The sequence below is a fragment of the Proteiniphilum sp. LBM24028 genome (assembly GCF_056629195.1).
In genome coordinates this window covers 1179275-1195372 of the sequence record NZ_CM152817.1, presented here as the reverse complement: position 1 = coordinate 1195372, position 16098 = coordinate 1179275, and the positions used below count along the sequence as shown (strand labels likewise).

The 16098-nt window shown below is 41.3% G+C and carries 13 protein-coding genes; 4 read left to right on the top strand and 9 right to left on the bottom strand.

Going from position 1 to position 16098, the window contains the following annotated elements; genetic code table 11:
- The first annotated feature begins 43 nt into the window (after positions 1-43).
- On the top strand, positions 44-1693 hold the full coding sequence (locus AC1HCU_RS04680; protein ID WP_480366905.1) for an IS1182 family transposase: 1650 nt from the start codon (positions 44-46) through the stop codon (positions 1691-1693).
- 92 nt (positions 1694-1785) lie between these two features.
- On the opposite strand, the gene AC1HCU_RS04675 is transcribed toward AC1HCU_RS04680, so the two are convergent.
- From AC1HCU_RS04675 to AC1HCU_RS04635, 9 genes are all read right to left on the bottom strand, one after another.
- Positions 1786-3009, bottom strand: coding sequence for an ABC transporter permease (locus tag AC1HCU_RS04675; protein WP_480369655.1), 1224 nt, complete (start codon positions 3007-3009; stop codon positions 1786-1788).
- Between the two features lie 34 nt (positions 3010-3043).
- Positions 3044-4258 (bottom strand): ABC transporter permease, encoded by a 1215-nt coding sequence (locus tag AC1HCU_RS04670; RefSeq protein ID WP_480369652.1) that lies wholly within the window; start codon positions 4256-4258, stop codon positions 3044-3046.
- Positions 4248-4994, bottom strand: coding sequence for an ABC transporter ATP-binding protein (locus AC1HCU_RS04665; protein ID WP_436412085.1), 747 nt, complete (start codon positions 4992-4994; stop codon positions 4248-4250). Before AC1HCU_RS04665 ends, AC1HCU_RS04670 begins: the two co-directional genes overlap by 11 nt.
- 52 nt (positions 4995-5046) lie before the next feature.
- The gene (locus tag AC1HCU_RS04660; protein WP_214063244.1) at positions 5047-6099 is read right to left on the bottom strand and encodes an efflux RND transporter periplasmic adaptor subunit; all 1053 of its coding nucleotides are present in this window, start codon (positions 6097-6099) and stop codon (positions 5047-5049) included.
- Positions 6100-6121: 22 nt separating this feature from the next.
- A complete protein-coding gene (locus AC1HCU_RS04655) occupies positions 6122-7393 on the bottom strand; it encodes a TolC family protein (protein WP_480369647.1) in 1272 nt (423 codons plus the stop codon).
- A 117-nt stretch (positions 7394-7510) separates the two neighbouring features.
- A complete protein-coding gene (locus AC1HCU_RS04650; protein WP_480369644.1) occupies positions 7511-8272 on the bottom strand; it encodes a LytR/AlgR family response regulator transcription factor in 762 nt (253 codons plus the stop codon).
- The gene (locus AC1HCU_RS04645; RefSeq protein WP_480369641.1) at positions 8269-9303 is read right to left on the bottom strand and encodes a sensor histidine kinase; all 1035 of its coding nucleotides are present in this window, start codon (positions 9301-9303) and stop codon (positions 8269-8271) included. The genes AC1HCU_RS04650 and AC1HCU_RS04645 overlap by 4 nt, the downstream gene beginning before the upstream one ends.
- 160 nt (positions 9304-9463) lie before the next feature.
- A complete protein-coding gene (locus AC1HCU_RS04640) occupies positions 9464-10597 on the bottom strand; it encodes an ATP-binding protein (RefSeq protein ID WP_480369638.1) in 1134 nt (377 codons plus the stop codon).
- Positions 10598-11593: 996 nt separating this feature from the next.
- Positions 11594-12742, bottom strand: coding sequence for an Sb-PDE family phosphodiesterase (locus AC1HCU_RS04635; protein WP_480369636.1), 1149 nt, complete (start codon positions 12740-12742; stop codon positions 11594-11596).
- A gap of 377 nt (positions 12743-13119) precedes the next feature.
- On the opposite strand from AC1HCU_RS04635, the gene AC1HCU_RS04630 reads away from it, so the two are divergent.
- From AC1HCU_RS04630 to AC1HCU_RS04620, 3 genes are read left to right on the top strand one after another with little or no spacing between them, the layout of a single operon-like run.
- Complete coding sequence (locus tag AC1HCU_RS04630; RefSeq protein ID WP_480369633.1) at positions 13120-13863, top strand: glycosyltransferase family 2 protein; 744 nt, start codon at positions 13120-13122, stop codon at positions 13861-13863.
- Positions 13864-13865: 2 nt separating this feature from the next.
- The gene (locus tag AC1HCU_RS04625) at positions 13866-14513 is read left to right on the top strand and encodes a lipid-A-disaccharide synthase N-terminal domain-containing protein (RefSeq protein ID WP_480369630.1); all 648 of its coding nucleotides are present in this window, start codon (positions 13866-13868) and stop codon (positions 14511-14513) included.
- Positions 14503-16095, top strand: a complete 1593-nt coding sequence (locus tag AC1HCU_RS04620; RefSeq protein ID WP_480369627.1) for an ArnT family glycosyltransferase — start codon at positions 14503-14505, stop codon at positions 16093-16095. The genes AC1HCU_RS04625 and AC1HCU_RS04620 overlap by 11 nt, the downstream gene beginning before the upstream one ends.
- Positions 16096-16098 lie beyond the last annotated feature (3 nt).

The window sequence follows — 16098 nt, the reverse complement described above, 5'->3', positions numbered from 1 at the left end:
CACTTTTTCATATCTTTATGTCTATATATCAAACACATAAGATATGGCTAAGCCTAAGTTTAAATCCTATAATCAAGGTCAAGTAAGTCTTTTCCCTCCCACTCTGGATGAAAAGGTCCCTCAAAACTCTCCTGCCCGTATCATTAATCAAATTGTGGATAACCTGGACTTGAGTAAAGTCTTCGACACGTATAAAGGTGGGGGTACAACTGCCTATAATCCACGCATGATGCTTAAAGTTGTTCTATACGGCTATCTGAACAATATTTATTCAAGTCGTAAGATCGAGCAGGCACTTACTGATCGAGTTAGTTTCATGTGGCTCTCAGGCAATCAAACACCTGACCATAACACCATAAACCGTTTTCGTTCATCCCATTTAAAAGACTCAATACATGAGGTCTTTACCCAGGTAGTGGTTATGCTTGTTGAAATGGGTTGTTTAAGCCTTGAAGTGGCATATGTTGACGGGACCAAAATTGAATCACGAGCCAACCGCTACACTTTTGTCTGGCGTAAATCCATTGAAAAATACAAAGAGAGACTCGAAGAAAAGATACTTAAAGTCCTTGGAATGATTGAGGAGGGTATCGCCCAGGATAATAACCCTGAGGATGATCCACCTACACCATTCAACAGCGAAGAGTTAAGAAAGCGTGTTGCTCAGATTAATAAAGAGAACCGGAGCAAAGAAGAACAAAAAGCAATAAAGACACTTGAGAACAAGCTTTTACCTAAACTTGAAGAGTATGAGCGGCATTTAGATACTCTGGCAAATCGTAATAGTTATTCCAAGACAGACTGCGATGCAACCTTTATGCGTATGAAAGAGGATCATATGCTCAATGGACAGCTAAAGCCTGCATATAATGTTCAGATAAGTACAGAGAACCAGTTTATAAGCCATTATGATTTTTATCCAAACCCCACCGATACATTAACACTGATTCCCTTTTTGAATGGATTTGAGAATCGTTATAATATTTTGCCCGTCAAGGTTGTGGCTGACTCAGGTTATGGTAGTGAAGAAAACTATGAGTTTATGCAGGGGAATGATATTGAGCCATTTGTAAAGTTCAACTACTTTCATAAAGAACAGAAAAGGGCATTTAAAAAGAACGGCTTTCTCTCTCAAAACCTTTATTATAACGCGGATGAAGATTACTATGTTTGTCCCATGGGTCAGCACATGAACAAGGTAGGAAAGAAAAGAAGCAAAACAGCTAGTGGGTACACATCAACAGCAACTATTTACGAGGCGAAAAACTGTAAGGGTTGTCCTTTGAAATGTCTCTGTAGTAATGCAAAAGGCAATAGAAGGGTGGAAGTAAATCATAACCTTAACCGCCATAAACAGAAAGCAAGGGAACTGTTGACATGCGAAGAAGGAATTTATCATCGAAGTCAGCGTCCTATAGAACCGGAGTCAGTGTTCGGCCAAACTAAATCCAACAAACACTACAATAGGTTCAGACACTTTAATAAAGACAAGGTTTTGATGGACTTTGCAATCTTCGCTATCGCGTTTAACCTCGGAAAACTACACTTGAAGGGATTAGCCGATAAAGAAATACTCTATTTTTTGGAGAAATATGGTCATAAAGGAGATATTATTCTGTTTTTTATAAAAATAGAGATCAACTCTAAAAGTTTCTCATCAATTAATAACAACAATCAGAAAATAGCAGCATGAAAAATTAAAAAAGGAGCTGTCCTTTTGGAACAGCCCCTTTCAAATTTCAATGGTTAAAAGCTTCGCCATCTTTTCGTTGGTGTAAATCTGTTTTATTCACTCTTCAGCGCTTCAATCGGGTCAAGCCTGGATGCTTTGCGTGCCGGGTAGACCCCGAAAAACAGACCCACCGACAGTGAAAATAAAAATGAGTATACCAGCGATGGAATAGAGATATTCAATGTCCACTCGGTGGCGAAAATTATTACAACTGAAGTTAAAACACCCACAGCAATACCAATTATGCCGCCACCAATGCTGAGGATGGACGATTCAATAACAAACTGGAGCAATATATCTTTTCTGCTCGCGCCAATTGCCATGCGCAAACCAATTTCATTGATCCGCTCCCTTATGGCAATTAACATGATCGCGAGTATGCCAATTCCGCCAACCAGCAAAGAGACGCCGGCCGTGCTCACGATAAGTGCCGTGAAGGTGTCGGTTGTTTCTTTCTGCGCTTCTAAAAGTTCAATTTGATTTTGAATGGTAAAATCATCGGGTTTGTCTCCTCTGTTTAAACGGTGTTGTTCGCGCAATACTTCAGTTACCTGCCCAATGGCCTCCTCCATTTTATCAATTGAAGTGGCCTGAATATTGATTGAATTGATGTAATTCAGGTTAAAAACCCTGCGCAAAGCGGTCTGGACCGGGATGAATATCTGGTCATCCTGGTCAACTCCATCCAGGTCTGCCCCTTTGGGCTCCATTATCCCGATCACCGAGAAGGGAATCCGCCCAATCCTTATTGTTTCCCTAACCGGATTCCTCCCGTTGAACAAATTATTTACCACTGTCTGACCCAATACCGCGTACCTTAAGGAGGCCCTGTTTTCTTCTTCTCTGAAAAAATTGCCCTGTCCCACATGAAAGTTTCTGATAGACGGGTAATCAGAAGTGGTTCCTGTAACGGTCGTATTGGTACTTAAATTGCCCCATTTTATCTGCATTTTTTTTGTCTGCACAGGAGCAGCCATGCTCACATCGGGGCACTTCGAGGCCAGCATATCAACATCACTGAGAGTCAAACTGGTAACCGTTCCTCTTATTTGTTGCCTGCCTACATTTTTTTGCACCTGTCCGGCGTTCACAATGATCAGATTGATACCCATCGATTCTATTTTACTCACCACCTCGTGCTGGGCTCCGTTGCCAATGGCAACCATCACGATCACTGCCGACACACCGATGATGATTCCCATCAGGGCAAAAAATGTCCTCAGTTTATTGACCAGTAATTGATTCCGCGATATTTTAATGCTCTTTGATATTTTCATGAATTCATTTGTCCGGAATGTAAAATAATCGCCATTATTTCAATGCTTCGATAGGATTCAGCCTTGCCGCTTTTTTGGCGGGTTGTATGCCGGCAACAATCCCGATGATACTGGCAGAAATAACGCCTGTAAGTATACTTGCCCAGGAAACAGAAACAGGTATTTGCATCACAATTCCGAGGATGACCGCTCCGGCGCCGCCAAGCACAATGCCAATGACACCCCCGGATATAGTTATCGCAAGCGCTTCAAACAAAAATTGCAAAACAATTTTTTTACTGCTGGCCCCCACGGCTTTTCTTAATCCAATCTCTTTTTCCCGTTCATTTACAGAAATAGTCATGATGTTCGCGATCACAAATCCTCCCGTGATCAAGGATAAACCGGCAAGCAGGGCAAGAAATAGATTAAAGGTGCCTGAAACCTTCTCAGCCATTTCCGTAGCTTCAGTGGGCGTAATAAGGGTAAAATCATCGGGCTCTCCTTCAGCAAGGCTGTGCCGTTCCCGTAATATCTGGTTTATTTTTTCAGCAGTTGTATTTATTTCTTTCGGATTGTGCAGCAACACTTTCACTGCCGACAAATAATCAATATTGGCCACGCGCCGCATAAAGGTAGAAAGGGGTATCATCACGCGGTTATCCATGTCACCTCCTCCGGGACTTGTTCCTTTTGGTTCCAGGATGCCCTTTACTTCAAACTGTATATTGTCGATTCGAATTTGCTCTCCAATTGGATAGCTGTCTCCAAAAAGTTCTTTTTGTACGGTTGTACCGATTAAACAAACCCGGTTGAGCGATTTCATATCCTCATCGGTAATAAATTCACCTGCTGTAACGTTCCAGTCCCAAACAGGCGCATACGAAGGTGTACAGCCTAGAAGGCCGACTGTAGCTGACTTTTCAAAATATTTTATGTCTGTATTTCCTTTACTGCTAAAAGGGGCCACCCCTTTAATTTCAGGGATTATATTTTCCAGAAATTCCGCATCTGCAAGTTTTAAGGTTGTGGTTCCCTGGTTTGCACTCATTTGAGAGATTTGGACTCCCCCTCCGGCACGGATCATGATACTTTCGGTACCAAATTTATTGACCCTTTCCATGACCTGTTTCTTCGCGCCAAAACCCACCGATACGATCAGAGTCAACGCGATAATCCCGATAATTATCCCGATCATCATCAGAAACGAACGGAGTTTATTTTTACCCAAGCTTCTTAACGCGCTTAAAATTATCCTTTTAGTTTTCATTTTTCACCTCCTCTACTAATTTACCGAGTTCGTTGGCTGCATTTCTTGGCGATTCATTGCACTCATCACTGATAATCATGCCATCGGATATTTTAATAATCCTTTTGGCATGTTCGGCAATATCCTGCTCGTGTGTGACCAGTACGATTGTTCTCCCTTCATCGTTCAGTCGCTGAAACAAAGACATAATCTCATAACTCGATCTTGTATCCAGGTTCCCTGTGGGTTCATCGGCCAGGATGATCTCCGGGTCGTTCACCAGGGCCCGGGCAATGGCAACACGTTGTTGTTGCCCGCCGGACAATTCGCCGGGATGATGGTGCATCCTGTTTTCGAGTCCCACCGCAATCAGTGCATCTTTGGCAAGTTTCCTGATATTGGAGCGGTCGGAATAAATCAATGGCAATTCCACGTTTTCCAACGCGCTGGTACGTGCCAGCAGGTTGTACGACTGGAACACGAACCCGATTTTTTTATTCCTGATCCTGGCAAGCGCTGCATCGTCCAGTGTATTCACTTCCGTCTCATCGTAATAGAGCGAGCCGTGCGTCGGCTTGTCCAGACACCCGATGATATTCATCAGGGTGGATTTACCCGAACCGGAAGTGCCCATGATTGCAATGAGTTCGCCCTTATGTATTTCGAGCGACACATCGCGTACGGCGACCACTTCGCCGCTGGCTTCCTTGTTGTAAATTTTGCTTAGCCTCTCGGCTTTAATAACAATGTGATTCATCTCTTTCCCTCCATTTTTATATTACTTTTCTTGATTCTACAAAGCATTAAATTTATTCCGGCAACAAAATCATTTCGCCTGCTTCAACTCCTTCCGTAACCTCCGTGTAGCTGTTATCAAACCAGCCGGTTTTGATTTTTTTATTTATTCGCGTACCTCCCTCAACTACCGTGACGAATCTTTCACCCTTCTCCCTTGTGATGGCCCGGGAAGGGACGGTAAGCACATCTTTTCGGGATTCTAGATAGATGGTCACTGTCGTGGTCATTTCAGGCCTGAGTATTTTGTCCTGAAAATTTTCTATCTCAACCACTACGATATAATTTACCACGTTATCCTGAATCACTGCCTTTGGGTAGATGGCAGTGACTTTTCCTTTAAAATCGGTGTCGCTATACGTGTCAACAGTAAATGTCGCTTCTTGCCCGATAAGAACTTTTCCGATATCTGTTTCATCCACGTAAACCTGTACCTCAAGCCGGTTCAAATCAATAATATTCACAAAAGTAGGAGCTGACAGGCCGGCCAAAACAGTTTCGCCCTCCTGGGTAGAAACGGAAGAAATAATGCCTGATGTCAACGCGTAAATCGTGGTGTAGGACAATTGCACTTTGGTCACTTCCACATTTGCTTCAGCCTGTTGTAGCTGGGCCTCTGAAATTTTGAAGCTGTTTTCCGCAAGGTCATACTGTTGCTGAGAGATATAGTTTTGTTCGAGCAACGATTTTTGCCTTTCCAGATTCAACTTTGCATATTCATAATCTGCCCTGGCTTTGTTCATCGCGGCAATGTTCTGGTTTAGTTTCGCCTGGGGCTCGGCGTGATCGAGTTCGGCAATAACCTGGCCTGCCTGAACATAATCACCGATATTGGCCTGTAACTTTTTGACGACTCCCGAAACCCGGGCGCCAACTTTTACTTCAGCCCCAACCTGTGGTTTTATTATCCCGGTGGCAAGTACGGTTGAGCTGATATCCCTCCTGACAACTTCTGATGTTTGTGCCCTTTTCTCACCTTTATGATTTGGTTTGAAAATGTATGACCAGGCAAAAAATGAAGCGGCAATTATTAACGGTATTCCAATTATCCAAAACAATTTTTTCATTTTATTCCCTTGTTTTCAGTATTTATAAATTCCCGGTTTTTCTCCTTAATTCGGCTAATGATACTTTATAATCAGCCACAGCCTGTATATGATTCTGCTCCGCGGCGACAAATGTCGTTTGGGCATCGGTAAGTTGTATGATTGAACCTGTGCCTTCTTTGTATTCTCCTTCAGAAAGAGACAAGTTTTCCCTGGCGCTCTCCAGCCCCTTAGATGTTGCGGTCATTCTTTCGGAGAATTCTTTCACTGCCAGAAAGGCATTCCATACTTCCGTCCCGATTTGGTCTTTTAATGCTTCAAGATCCTTCTCAATCCCTTTCAGCGCTGTTTTTTCTCCCTTAACCCGGGCTTCGGTTGAGAATCCGTTAAAAACGGGTATGGTAAGCGTCATTCCCAGCCACCAGTTTTCCCGCATCCCTGATATCTTTTCCCCGGAAAAATTGTAATTCGCGTTGACATCGAGCGAAGGGTAATATTCACCTCTCGCAAGCTGGATATTGTTTTGTTGCGCGTTCAACAATGAATAAAACCTTTTGACCTCCACACGCGATTCCATTGCTTCGGCAAAAAGTGAATCATACGATTGTACCGGGGTTTCATTCAATTCAGAAAGATCATCGATAATTTCTGTCGGATGATTTGCGGGCAATCCCATCAATTTATTCAGGTTTCCTTTGGCAGCAAGAAGCGCATTGGCCGCTTTTATCTTTTCCAGCTCAGCATTTGAAAGTTCGACCTCCGATTTAAGGATATCGGAACGGGTTGCCATACCGGCCATATTTCTGGCATGGGCAAAATCTAAATGCAACTGGGAATTTTTTACCGCTTCTTCGGCACTTTTCAGGATACGTTCTGCCTGCAACGTTTTGTAATACGCGAAAGTAATATCGAGTACCAAATCTTGTTGAACGGACTCGTGTTGAAGAAAGGCCGCCTCGTGATGATCCCTGGCTGCATGGTAGCCTGCTTTTGTCCTGAACCCGTTAAATAAATTGTAGGATGCGGAGATGCCCGTGTTGTAATTTTCAAAACGCTGATCGCCATTGTTGTTTGAATAGGTTGTTGCATTCGAATTCAGGCTTACCTTAGGATAATAACCCGAGCGTGCTTCATCGACTTTTGTCTGGTTTTCTTCCACAAAGAGTTGCGAAGATTGAATCATCGGGTTATTTTGAAGTCCCTTTGCAATGCAATCTTCCAAACTCAACCTGCCGGATTCTTCATTTTGTGCATACAAAAGCGGGGGAGAAACAAGTAATGCCATGAATAAAGTTTGAACAAACAATTTTCTCATAAAATTTTGTTTTTACGATTGTTATTGTTCAAAATTAAACCGGCTGTCGCGCCTGTAAAAGCAAAAGAGGGGTGAAACGGACAAAATGAGGGGTGAAACGATCACCGGATTGGGGGATTAGTTCCCCGACAGCCAGTGTAGAAAATCGCTTGATTTCTCCTTGCTGACAAGTATCTTTTCGTGGAAAGGCAAGTTAAGATGTACCGATAACTTCCGGGCAAAATATTGCGATACATTGCCAATGGCTTTGCGGTTAATTAAAAATTGCCGGTTTGCCCTGTAAAAATCACCTGTTATAATTTTCTCCAACTCTTCAAGCGATTTGTTGATGGTGTGTTTTTTTTGATGAAAAGTAATCAGGTGGGTCACTTCCGATTCAATATAAAACAACGCGATATCCTCCACCTTTACCGGAATGATATTGTCTTTTTGGTAAACCAACACCGAAACCTGCTTTTGATTTCTTCTGCCTTCCAACAGTTCGAGTATTGTTTTGTATGAGGGTGCATTGTGGATGAAACTGTCACTCAGGTTCCGGTATTTTTTCAGTGATTCCCGAATTGTATTTGTTGTGAATGGTTTTAAAATGTAATCTATTCCATTTGCTTTAAATGCTTTCAAGGCATATTCATCATATGCTGTACAAAAAATAACCGGAGAGCTGATATAAACTTGATTAAATATCTCGAAACTTAAGCCGTCACCCAATTGTATGTCACAAAATATTAAATCGGGTTTTTCATGGGTTTGCAAATAAGGAATCGCTTCTTTAACCGACCGGATGCTTGCCACGATCTGCGCCTTGGCCTCAACTTTTAAAATGGTTTCAGCCAGATTATCTGCTGTATACTGCTCATCCTCAATGATTATGATTCTCATATTTTCAGCACTTTAATACTTACTGAAAATTGCTCAGCAGTGGTATGAATTTGTATTTCATCACCTGATAAGATTTTGTACCGGTCGGCAAGGTTGATTAAGCCTGTGCCCGTTGTAGCCTCTGTGGTGAGTTTTGGTCGGATATTATTGGAAACAGTAATCCATCCTTCATTATACGCCATTTTTATCTGCAACGGCGTTTCGTTCGTCAGGACATTGTGTTTGATGGCATTTTCAGACAACAGTTGAAGCGAAAAAAATGGGACAAACCTTGTTTGGGCAATTTCTTCCGGAATATCAGCATAGAATTGTAACGCTTCGCCGTACCTTATTTTTTGCATCTTTAAGTAATCGAGACACATTTTCAGTTCATCTTCTGTCTTTACCATATGGTCGTTTCCTGCAGAAACCGACATCCGTAAAAAATCGGATAGCGTGACGAGATAATCTTCTGCCGCATCCGGTGATTTATTTATCAATGCTTTCAGCGTATTTAAGGAGTTAAATAAAAAATGCGGATGTATTTGTTGTTTTAACTGTTGATACAATGCCTCGCTGTTTTTTTGTTTCAGACGGGCATTTTCAATTTCAACTTTTGTTTTCTTCTCCCTGAGCAACAGTAAATCCAGGAGAATTAATATAACGGTATTCAGCGAAATTGCCATGGCGAGCGTCGCGTACGGGGAATGGGACGAGCTTATCTCGCTACTCGTATGTAAACTTTCGAAAATTAATTTGCGCGTCCTCATGGCAATCAGGATAAAGGAAGCAGACAGTAAATAGCTTGCAAAATATCTGGAGATTTTATGAATGTTTTTTCGAAATTCAAATTTGTTCCAATAATTTACAAGGGCAAGATTAATCATCCAGGCAAGAAAGATGATCAGGGTAGTTGAAAGAATAGACCTGGGATATATGTGATAAGGGGCAGCCCTCACAATAAATAATGGGGTAATGGCCAAAATCCCTATCAACGGGGAAGTATAGAGCGCCACCTTTAAAATCTTGCTATTGTTCGAGTTCGTTTTCATCCGAATACAAATTTAGATTTTTTTTCCGCATTAAATCAAACTTTACCGATAAGACGGACATGATCAATCTTGTAATAGACAATTTTCCTTTAAACTTATCCCTTACCCAGGTTTCGCGCTTCCTCCGCTGGTAGTACAATGATATGTATGCAACTTGCATTCAAAACTCCATTCCGATAAATTCATGAAAATTATCGGGAGAAACAATTGTGAAGTCGGCATTTGAATAAGTCTGAATGAAATCGTCGGGAGGCTTTACCGTTTTTTTAGGATTCCATTTCAACTCAAATGCAGACAGTTTCCCATCTTTTTCTTCTAAATAATCAATTTCTTTACGAGTTTGTGTACGCCAAAACCAACTGTTGACAAACGAATGGCTGTAGTGGTTCCGTTTTACTCTTTCGGAGAGAAGAAAGTTTTCCCATAAAGCGCCTACATCGTCCCTCAAGTGAATAGAGTTGAAGTTGGCGATAAGAGCATTACGAATCCCATTGTCGTAAAAATAGATTTTTTTACTGAACTTAAGCTCATTTCGCAAATTTCGGCTGAAAGAATTTAATCGGAAAATAACAAATGCTTGTTCCAAAAGGGTTAAGTACTTTTCAACTGTCTTACCATCTAATCCACAAAAATTACCCAGTTCCGCGTACGATGCTTGAGACCCAACTTGAAAAGCCAAGGCTTGGAGTAGTTTGACCAATCTGTCGCTTTTTTGGATATTTTCCCATTTCAATACATCTTTGTATAGATAACTGGATGCAAGACTTTGAAGAATCGTTTTCATTTCATCCGGCTGTTGAACCACAACTTCTGGATAATAACCATACACAAGACGTTGTTCCAGCATTTTCCGTTCCTCCCAAAAACCATGATGTGCAACCATTTCAGCAAATGAAAGCGGGTAGAGTTTATACTCCCACTTTCTGCCCGTGAGTGGTTCGTTTATTTTATTTGCCAAGTCAAAAGAGGAACTTCCGGTGGCTACAACTTGAACTTCAGGGAGTTGATCGATGATGATTTTGAGTTTGATTCCAATGTTCAAGATGTTTTGTGCTTCATCTATTACAATTATTTTTTTGTTCCCTAGTAAGGTCTTAGCCATTGACAACGTGAAATTTTCAAATAATTGCTGCGTTTCAAAATTATCTCCCTCCATCCAGAGTACATCAGGGTTGCTTGAGAATATTTTACGAAAAAGTGATGTTTTCCCCACCTGCCGTGCTCCTAAAACGATCACAGCTTTCCCGTTAAATAATTTATTATCAATCTCCTTTTCTAAAATCCGTTTTATCATTCGTTTGTTTTTTACATGATGGTTCAGAAAAATCAGGATGTGTCAAGCCAGTCTCTACGTTTCTTTGTACCCTCAAATATTTTTACAAAGATAGTATTTTTTATTTAAATTCCGCATATTATATCAAATACACGGAATTAAATCCCTGAATTCTATCAAATTTGAATATTATTCTATTTTTAACGTCTTATTCGCCCAAGTTGTGTAACTCCGCAATCGGATAAATACAAAATAAATTCCGAGGTGCTGAAAAATTCATCACTTATTTACACAAACAAATCTCCCAGTGCAATTACGTTTACATTGTTTTTACGAGTATAGGAAGACGAGCCGGCAATTAGAACAATGAGCGAAGCTCATCGGGTTGCTTTTTCGGGTGTGAGTCATGTCCATAATTTTTGCAGGTTACCTGCTGCCACTCATCAATCAACCAAACTTTATAACTATCCATAATGATCTGAATATTATTTCTTTATAATATCACCTTCGATTTTGTAATATTTCTGTATTCTATTTCGCATGAAATGGAACTCCTATTTTGTAGAGATCAGAGATAACGACAATTTTATTGTAAGCAATAGAGCGATCCGGTGGATGTGATTATAGTTCTGCCCTGATTTTACGGAAACGGACAAATTTCCGTTTGCCGAAATGTGTCGAGATGGATTTTCCCCAGAGAAGTTTATTCACCTTCATCAACAGGTTGTAATCCATTAACTTAAAATTCCTGAATGATTTGGAGCTTTTGATTCTTGCTCCATTGACGCCTTTCTAGCGAGATAGGAATGAGATAAAGGCAAAATTAGATTCGGAAAAAATAAAGAGTCGATCGCCGAAAATATCCTCAGAATCCCGGATATCCTCAGTTTTAAATGAACTGATTCTTTTTCACTGGTCAGGGGCGTTCTGTTTTTAAAAACGGAACGCCCCTGACAATTTAGGATCTGCTGCGTTGCACATCCGCAGGATCCCTTATTCCGGCCGATAAATCATGACTTACTTCAACTGAAAGTTCACAGAAAGATGCTGATCGCTTCTCACATAGGTAGATATAACTTCTCCATGGAGCGAAGTCGTTTCCGCTGATGCAGTGATCTGTTGTACAGAACGCGGATAAAGTACGACCAGTTTGGTATTATTACCCTCCTTCAGTTTCAGCTCAAAATAGAGATCGCTGTTGTTGCGTAACTCGTAATAATTGATCTTGTCGCCGTTCTTTTTTTCCTCGGTATAATATGCAGGCGTGAGTTTTACACAGGCATCAAAGAGTGCCCGCACATGCTCCTCCTTGCCTGCAAGTATTTTGCTGGCCCAGGCCACAGTCCTTCCCGCAACAAGAGCTTCCCTGATAGATTCCGCTGTGCGTTCTTTGGCCATCACGAGCGTCATGGTACGATGCACATATTCCTTGCTGAAATCATATTCATGTGCCACCAGGTTGTGTATGTCGGTGGTACCCATCACGGTCAGTCCCTTGTCGATACACCAGTCGAGTGCTTTCATATGAAATCCGAATCCGTTGATCACTTCAATGCCGTGCAATGCACCTTGTTTATATAAATCATCCACGAAAGGTATCCAGTCATACGATCCTGCTATACCGGGTTGCCATCCAGGGTGATTCCAGAATATAAATGCATTCTGTGAGGCAGCTTTCATTACTGCTGCCTTGTCCTGTGCGGCATCACGACTTTCAATATATTCTGAAGCGTCACCGATATAGAGTGCATTGAAATGTCCGGGAGGGGTACCGCGTGTTACCTCGTTGCCTTTCACCAGAATAAGGTTACTCTTTGCCGCACTCTCCTTTAGCAGTTCGTATCCGCGGTTATGATTTACACTCACATCCTCTTTATGGGGTGTATACTCAATATGATCCGTAATTGCGAAAGCATCTATGCCTTCCTGCCATGCCTCCTGATTGCGGACACTGGGCCATACCTGACCGTCTGAAAAAACGGTGTGCATATGGAAGTCGCACTTGAGCACCTGATAATTACCCACGTCGGGAATAATTATATTCTCTCTGTAGACGGGACGCCTGTGCTCGTCCAGATATTTCATTCCCTCCACTTCTTTTCTCTGTCCGATAGCGAATACAGGTATCAGCATCAGACCAATAAGCAATAAATTTCTTTGTCTCATAAAATATTATTTACATTTAAAATTAGTTCCTCCGGAATTTAAAGCAGGCAATATTTACCATTTCAATCAGAATAGATTGTATAATTAAACTTTACTGCAAATTTAAACAAACAAACCGAAAGAAACAGGATGATGTTGTTACATTATTTTTAAGATTCTGTTTTTTCACGAAATTATTTGAGAGTCACAAGAATTCCTTTCTCAAGGACAAACGCACAATAAAAATAAAGTGTAGGTTATTGGGAACAATAACGGAGCTGTACGAAAAATTATAGACACGGGAGAAAATGAAGTTAAAGATAAAATGAATACATTTGCATATCAAAATCATAATCAGTCATACGCTGCAATAAAAAATTAACATTTTAACGAGCTAAATGAATATAAGAGAAAATAGTACTGCAAAATACAGGTTCACAATCATTGTTCCTGTTTATAACGAAGAAGAAAACATCTACACGTTGGAAGAAAAACTGAAACAGTTTCTGCCCCACTCTATTCTCTCTGCCTGTGTTTTGTTTGTCAACGACGGTTCAAAAGACGACAGCCTGCACAGAATCGATGAAATATGTTCCCGAAATAGTCATTTCTTTTATCTCAGCCTCGACAGAAACGGAGGTTTGAGCGCAGCCCTGAAGGCAGGCATTGACGCCTGTTTTTCGGAGTATGTTGGATATATGGATGCCGATTTGCAGACGGATCCGGAGGATTTCAATCTATTGCTTCGGGATATCCGCGATTATGAAATGGTGACCGGTATAAGAGCAAACAGGAAAGATTCGTTTTTCAAAAATCTTCAATCGAAAATTGCCAACGGATACCGCCGGATGATGACAAACGACGGTGTTTCAGATACAGGATGCCCTCTGAAAGTGATGCATACCGATGTTGCCAGACGTATCCCTTTTTTCAATGGGATGCACCGGTTTCTGCCTGCATTGATCCTGCTTCAAAACGGAAAGGTGAAGCAGACCCCCGTGCGTCACTATCCGCGCGTGGCCGGCACATCGAAATATCATCTTTGGAACAGGCTTTCAGGGCCATTTATCGACTGTTTCGCTTATCGTTGGATGAAAAAAAGGTATATCAACTATCATGTGAATAAATATAACCTGGATTAAATATGCAGGGAAGTAATGTTTGGATCTTTGGTCTCGGCTTTTTGTCGCAGCTCTTTTTTTCCGCCCGCATCCTGTATCAGTGGATTGCTTCTGAAAAAGCAGGAAAAGTACTTTCACCGCCAGCTTTTTGGATTCTGAGTATCGCAGGTTCATACCTGTTGTTTATCTATGGGGTGCTGCGAAATGATTTCGCCATCATACTCGGCCAGTTTGTCTCCTATTATATCTATCTCTGGAACCTGAAGATGCAGGGTCAATGGAAGAAAATTGCAGAAAGCATCAAAATACTTCTGATACTGACACCCATTGTGGCGATTGGAATTATGCTTCGCGATGCATCCGGTTTTTTCGATACTTTTTTTAACAATAAAGATGTACCTTTGTGGCTGTTAATTTTTGGATCTGTCGGACAAGTCATCTTTGCGTTGCGTTTCATTTATCAGTTTCTCTATTCGGCAGTCCGGCATGAATCCATTCTCCCTGTCGGTTTCTGGATCATCAGCCTGGTCGGTTCCATCATAATCATCAGCTATGCTCTTTTCCGAAAAGATCCGGTATTGATTCTGGGGCAATCATTTGGATTTGTAGCATACATCAGAAATTTAATGATTGCTTATAAAAGCAGAAAAATCACGGTCTATGAAGAATAAGCATATTTATTTGATTTTGTTCATCGCGCTGTTGCCGGCAATGATTTTACGTGATTATACGCCCAACAACGAGTTGCGTTACCTGAGTATTGTGGACGAAGCATTGCAGAATGGAAGCCTCTTTACATTCACAAACCAGGGTGAAATATATGCGGACAAGCCCCCACTCCATTTCTGGCTGATGATGACAGGTAAGCTTATCCTGGGAGAACATCGGATGTGGTATTATTCACTGTTGTCTTTTATTCCCGCATTGATTATTCTTGCCACCATGTCAAAATGGATCCGCCGGGAAGAAGAGATGAACAATGAAATTGAAAATAACGAGATAACAGACAAGTACAGCAGAAAGCAGGCAACTGCTTCGCTGATGTTGATGACCAGTGGGCTGTTTACCGGTGCTGCCTTAATAGTCCGTATGGATATGCTGATGAATATGTTCATTGTTTTATCCCTGTATTCTTTTTACCAGATGTACAAAGGAGAAAACATCAAACGAAACAGCCTGCTTTTTCCTGTGTACGTTTTTCTGGCACTTTTTTCAAAAGGGCCGTTGGGACTTTTGATCCCTTTCATTACAACCATTACTTTTTTGATTTACAAAAAGAAATTATCGGATTTTAAAAACTATTGGGGATGGAAGAGTTTCCTGATTATTCTGACAGGGAGTATTGTCTGGTTTGCCGGTGTATACATTGAAGGGGGGAATGATTACCTCAATAATTTACTGGTACATCAGACCGTGGGACGCGGTATCGACTCATTTCACCACAAAGAACCTTTTTATTATTATCTGATCTCTGTCTGGTATATAATGGCACCCTGGTCTTTTCTGGTGATTGCCCTCTTCGTTGCGGGATTGGTAAAAAAAAGAATTCACAACACATTGGAGCAATTTTTTGCCGTCATGATCCTGTCTACCTTTGTTGTGCTTTCGTCCATCAGCTCTAAAATAGCAATATATTCACTGCCTGTTGTGCCTTTTTTCATTTTTCTCACGGTGTTACTTTTCAATAAATTCGATATACAAAACCGGTGGATTAAACTGACGGTAGCTATTCCGGCTATTATATTTGTTTTTGTCATGCCGGGAGTCATCTATCTGAGCGGTACCGGGGAAATGCAATATCTGTCGAACCCGTTTATTTATGCAGGAACGGGTGTAATCACGCTCACTGGATTGTGCATTGTCTGGTTTCTTTTTCGGAAAAGAAATACCCTCCATGCGATCCACACACTGGCATTGGGTTTTTTATTGGCTATTTTTATTGTCAGCTGGTCCTTGCCGCAGATAAACAACAGGCTTGGATGGGGTGATCTGTGCGAAAAAGCAGTGGAACTGTCTGAAGAGCACAATATTCCCGACTATTGGGTATACAACATAAAGCGTGCTGAAAATATGGATGTTTACCTTGGAAAAGATATCATCAAAGTAGAAAAAGAAGATATCCTGAACGCACAGCCCGACAACAAGATACTGATGTTACGGGCAAAGGATATTAAAAACGATTCTGATATACGTGCTGCCTTGTCAAACAGGGAGCAGTATCAGATAGGTGATCATACTGTGGTTATTTTTTAAAAG